Here is a 249-nt window from a genome sequence, read left to right as displayed (position 1 = left end):
ACCGCCTTGACGATCTCCTGCTTCTGGGCAGCTGCCTCTTCAAAGGCATGCTGCGCTTCTTCAAAGTCGAACACCTTATTTACCATGGTCTTTAAATCAATAATACCTTCGGCTATCGCATTAATTGCCGTAGGATAAATATTGCGATAACGAAACACGGTCTTAATCGTAACTTCTTTTTCACTGATATCTTCAAATATAATAGATGAGGGTTTGAGCAGCGCTCCTACCAGTGTGATAACTCCCGCG

Annotated in this window: 1 protein-coding gene; it reads right to left on the bottom strand. The window is 43.4% G+C overall.

Going from position 1 to position 249, the window contains the following annotated elements:
* Positions 1 to 249: MDR/zinc-dependent alcohol dehydrogenase-like family protein (locus NE637_RS15515; RefSeq protein WP_442778791.1), on the bottom strand; the 249-nt coding region annotated here is incomplete at both ends.

The sequence above is a fragment of the Desulfovibrio desulfuricans genome, from assembly GCF_024460775.1.
Taxonomy (GTDB): domain Bacteria; phylum Desulfobacterota; class Desulfovibrionia; order Desulfovibrionales; family Desulfovibrionaceae; genus Desulfovibrio; species Desulfovibrio desulfuricans_E.
Note: the sequence above shows the minus strand (reverse complement) of the source record. Positions and strands in the feature narration are given on the sequence as shown.